This window comes from Tepidiforma sp., from assembly GCF_034433535.1.
In the GTDB taxonomy this organism is placed as follows: domain Bacteria; phylum Chloroflexota; class Dehalococcoidia; order Tepidiformales; family Tepidiformaceae; genus Tepidiforma.
Map to the genome: position 1 here is coordinate 1 of NZ_DAOUAO010000075.1, position 4,262 is coordinate 4,262.

The 4,262-nt window shown below is 65.5% G+C and carries 4 protein-coding genes and 1 riboswitch; of the genes, 1 reads left to right on the forward strand and 3 read right to left on the reverse strand.

Annotated features, from left to right (window positions below):
• Positions 1–2,089 (forward strand): hypothetical protein (locus VAE46_RS04130; protein ID WP_322795654.1); only part of this gene is annotated, 2,089 nt, incomplete at its 5' end.
• A gap of 88 nt (positions 2,090–2,177) precedes the next feature.
• Here VAE46_RS04130 and VAE46_RS04135 read toward each other — a convergent pair.
• The 3 genes from VAE46_RS04135 to VAE46_RS04145 form a co-directional block, all read right to left on the reverse strand.
• On the reverse strand, positions 2,178–2,951 hold the full coding sequence (locus VAE46_RS04135) for a response regulator transcription factor (protein WP_322795655.1): 774 nt from the start codon (positions 2,949–2,951) through the stop codon (positions 2,178–2,180).
• Between the two features lie 227 nt (positions 2,952–3,178).
• Positions 3,179–3,466, reverse strand: a complete 288-nt coding sequence (locus VAE46_RS04140) for an antibiotic biosynthesis monooxygenase (RefSeq protein ID WP_322795656.1) — start codon at positions 3,464–3,466, stop codon at positions 3,179–3,181.
• A gap of 115 nt (positions 3,467–3,581) precedes the next feature.
• Entirely contained in the window at positions 3,582–3,800 is a 219-nt protein-coding gene (locus VAE46_RS04145) for a hypothetical protein (RefSeq protein ID WP_322795657.1), read from the reverse strand.
• An 87-nt stretch (positions 3,801–3,887) separates the two neighbouring features.
• A riboswitch (cyclic di-AMP (ydaO/yuaA leader) is annotated at positions 3,888–4,029 on the reverse strand.
• Between the last annotated feature and the right edge of the window lie 233 nt (positions 4,030–4,262).

Sequence of the window (4,262 nt, forward strand, 5' to 3'; positions counted from 1 at the left end):
CGACGACCTCATGAACTTCGGGGACCTCCAGCACGCCCTCCGCAACCTCATGCAGCGCGGCATGCGCAACCCCATGGGCCAGCGCATGCAGGGCCTCCGCGACCTCCTCCAGCAGCTTCGCCAGCAGCGCCGCCAGCAGCTCGACCGCTTCAACCTCTCCTCCATCTTCGATGACCTCAAGCGGCAGCTCGACGAAATCCTCGACCTCGAACGCTCAACCCTCGACCGGCGCCTCCAGGAGGCCGAAACCGCCGGGCAGGAAGGCCAGCAGGGCCACCAACCACCCCAGGGTCAGCAGCAGCCCGGCGCCCAAGCCCAGCAATCGCCGGCCGGCCAGCAAGGCCAGCAGCAGCCGTCCGGGCAGCAGCAGCAAGGCGGCCAGCAGCAGCCCGGCCAGCCCGGCGAATCCGCTCCCACGCCGCCCCGCGAATTCGCCGAGATGCTCCGCAACATCGCCAGCAAGAAGAAGGAGTTCCTCCAGAACCTCCCCGAGGACGTCGCCGGCCAGGTCCGCCAGCTCCAGAACTACGAGTTCATGGACCCAGAGGCCCAGCAGAAATTCAACGAACTCCTCGAATCCCTGAAGAAGGCCATGCTCGATACCTTCTTCAAGGACCTCTACAACCAGATCGCCAACATGTCCCCCGAAGACCTCCAGCGCATGAAGGACATGGTGCGCGACCTCAACCAGATGCTCCAGGACCGCATGGCCGGCAAGGAGCCCAACTTCGATGAGTTCATGCAGAAATACGGCGACCTCTTCGGCGATAACCCGCCGCAATCGCTCGATGAACTCATCCAGCAGATGCAGCACCAGATGGGACAGATGCAGTCCCTCCTCGATTCCCTCCCCGGCGACCTCCGCCAGCAGCTGCAGGACCTCCTCTCCGACAAGATCGGCGACCCCGAACTCCAGCAGGCCCTCTCCGAGCTCGCCCAGAACCTCGAATACCTCTACCCCATGCGCGACCTGCGCAACCAGTACCCCTTCCGCGGCGACGAAGAGCTCGACCTCCAGTCCGCCATGCGCCTCATGGACCAGATGCAGTCCATCGACGAGCTCGAACGCCAGCTCGAACGCACCCAGTACGGCGGCGATATCGACGACATCGACGCCGAGAAACTCGAAGAGCTCCTCGGCCCCGAAGCCCGCGAAACCCTCGAGCAGCTCAAGCAGTTCCTCGAAATCCTCGAGGAAGCCGGCTACATCCGGAAGAAGGGCAACCAGTGGGAGCTCACCCCCCGCGGCACCCGCAAAATCGGCCAGCGCGCCCTCGTCGAAATCTACCAGCAGCTCAAAGCCGATTCCTTCGGCAAGCACGAAGTCCGCGAAACCGGCACCGGCGGCGAACGCACCGACACCACCAAGCCGTACGAGTTCGGCGACCCGTTCTACCTCGACATCCAAAAGACCATGATGAACTCGATGTACCGCGAGGGCCCCGGCACGCCGCTCCGCCTTCGCCCCGATGACTTCGAGGTCGCCCGCACCGAACTCCTCACGCAGACCGCCACCGTCATCATGCTCGACCTCAGCTGGTCCATGGCCCTGCGCGGCTCATTCCAGGCCGCCAAGAAGGTCGCCATGGCCCTCAACAACCTCATCTCCTCCCAGTACCAGCGCGATAGCCTCTACATCATCGGCTTCAGCGCCTACGCCCGCGAACTCAAGGCCGATGAACTCCCCTACGTCCGCTGGGACGAATCCGTCCTCGGCACGAACATGCACCACGCCCTCATGATCGCCCAGCGGCTCCTCGCCAAGCACACCCAGGGCACCCGCCAGATCATCATGATCTCCGACGGCGAACCCACCGCCCACCTCGAACGCGGGCGCTCCTACTTCGCCTACCCGCCCAGCCCGATCACCATCCGCGAAACCCTCAAGGAGGTGAAGCGCTGCACCCAGAAGCGCATCACCATCAACACCTTCATGCTCGACCGTAACTACTACCTGAAGGAGTTCGTCAACCAGGTCGCCCGGATCAACAAGGGCCGCGTCTTCTACACCACCCCCGATAAGCTCGGCGAGTACATCCTCGTCGATTACGTCGCCCAGAAGCGCAAGCGCCTCGCGGGCATGGGCTGAACCCGACGCCCGGCGGCTCGCGTCAGAGCGAAAACACGAGGGGCCCCATCCCGGGGCCCCTTTCCCCTTGCCTTCCCGAAGCCCACGCCTACCCGGCGGCTGCCTCGCGCTCGTCCAGCATCGCCTGCGCCTCGTCCACGCTCTCCAGGCGCACGATCCCCTTGCGAATCGCATAGCGAATCAGGTCGGTCCGGTTGCGCGCGTGCAGCTTCGCCATGATGTGCGCCTTGTGCGCCTCCACCGTCTTCACGGAGATGTACAGCTCGTTCGCAATGCCCTGGTTCGTGTATCCCTCGGCGATGAGCTGGAGCACTTCGCGCTCCCGGCTCGTCAGCGTCTCCATCCCGTTGCGCTGGTCCGAACGCTTCGCCTGGTACAGCACCTCCGCCAGGTCGAAGCCCTCGCTCAACGCGCTCGAGAAGTAGCTGTTCCCCCGGTGCACCGTCTGGATGGCCAGCACCAGCTCCGAAACATCCGACTTCTTGATGATGTAGCCCGAAGCCCCGGAGCGGATGGCATCGAGCAGCTGGTCCTCATCGACGAAGCCGCTCAGCACCACCACCCGCGTCCCCGGCGATGTCCGCCGAATCTGCCGTGTCGCCTCCAGCCCGTTCAGGCCCGGCATCACCACGTCCATCAGCACCACATCCGGCTGCAGCCGCTCCACCGCCTGCACCGCCTCGCGGCCGTTCTCCACATCCCCCACCACCTCCAGCTCCGGCTGCGCCTCGAGCAGCATCCGCAACGCCTGCCGAATCACCGCGTGGTCATCGACCAGCAGAATGCGAATCGGCGTGTTGCCGCGACCGGCCCCACCGGGCCGGCCCTGGAGACTCCGAGGCTGAGGCCGAAGCTGATTCATCGCAAGCACTCCTCTGGTGAAACTCGACCGTCCCGCCGCCTGGCGGCCCGGCCTCCCGGCGCGGCTCCCCCGCGGGATCAGCGCCGTCAGCACCGAGAAGTCTAGGCCGGCCCTCGCCCCGGCGAATTGGCGAAAACCCTGATCCTCCCCCGGGATTCCCCCGTCATCAGGGAATCGCCCCGCCCAATTTCGCGGCCCGCCGCAGCGGAGCACGGGCATCCGCCCCCTCAGATCGTGAAGAACGCCCGCTCAGCGTGGCCCGGCTCCACCAGCAGGTGCAGCTCCGAGCGCAGCGCCATGATGCGCGTGTCGTTCGCAGCCCGCTCGGCCGCGTCCTCCGAGTCATAAATCGCCAGCCGCGCAATCTCACCGCTTTCATCGTGCGGGCGCATCACATACGTCACCTGGCACCCGGGCTGCTGCGAAACCGCCGCATCAAGCTTCCGAAGCAGCTCCTCAACTCGCGCCTCCTCGCCCCGGCGCGGCTTCATGATCGAAAGACGAATGTACGGCATAGCTCTGCATCACCTCCGAAGCGCGCATTGTAAAGACCCCGCACCCCCCGCGAAAAGCGAAACCCCCGCGCTGCCGCGGGGGTTTCGCCGGGAACCCGTTCCCGTTCGCCTCGAATCAGAGCCGCAGCTTCCCGTGCGACGGCTGCCGGCGCCGCTGACGCTGCGGCAGGGCCGCCTCCTCCGCCGCCAGGTCAACCGGCGGGCTCGTCAGCACCTCGTGCACGTAGCCGCACATGATGCAGCTCCCGTAGGTCCCGTGCCAGTCCCGCTCCACGATCATCGACCCCCGGCACTTCGGGCACGACTTCGGCGGTGCTGCCTGCAATGCTGGCATGAACAAATCCCTCCTCTAACGTTTGCGGTATCGAACTGTTCTCTTCGAGGACAGAAAAAAAGACCTCGAAACGAGCTGCCTGCTCGCCAGGCCTTCCAGACTGCCGACGGGGTTAGCTGACGGGCTCGGGCGGAAGGCGCCCTGGCGGATGACATCGCTGCCAGCCGCGTTCGCCCCGGGAAAGTGGTTCCCCCGCTGCGCCAACCGGCGCACTAGGCAGGTGGTGCATTGTGGACCGAACGCACACGCAAACGGCGCGAACGCCGTTCACCTGCCGGAAGCTACCAGCGCCCGCCCCGCCCTGTCAATACCTCTTTGCGCTTTTCGTCACAAATTTACCGCCGGGTTGACAGAACCCGCTCCCCGCTCCCACCTCCAACCTTCCACCTCCAACCTCGCACCTTCTCCCGGCTCCCATCTCCCATCTCCCACCTCCCACCTCCAACCTCCCACCTTCCCTGC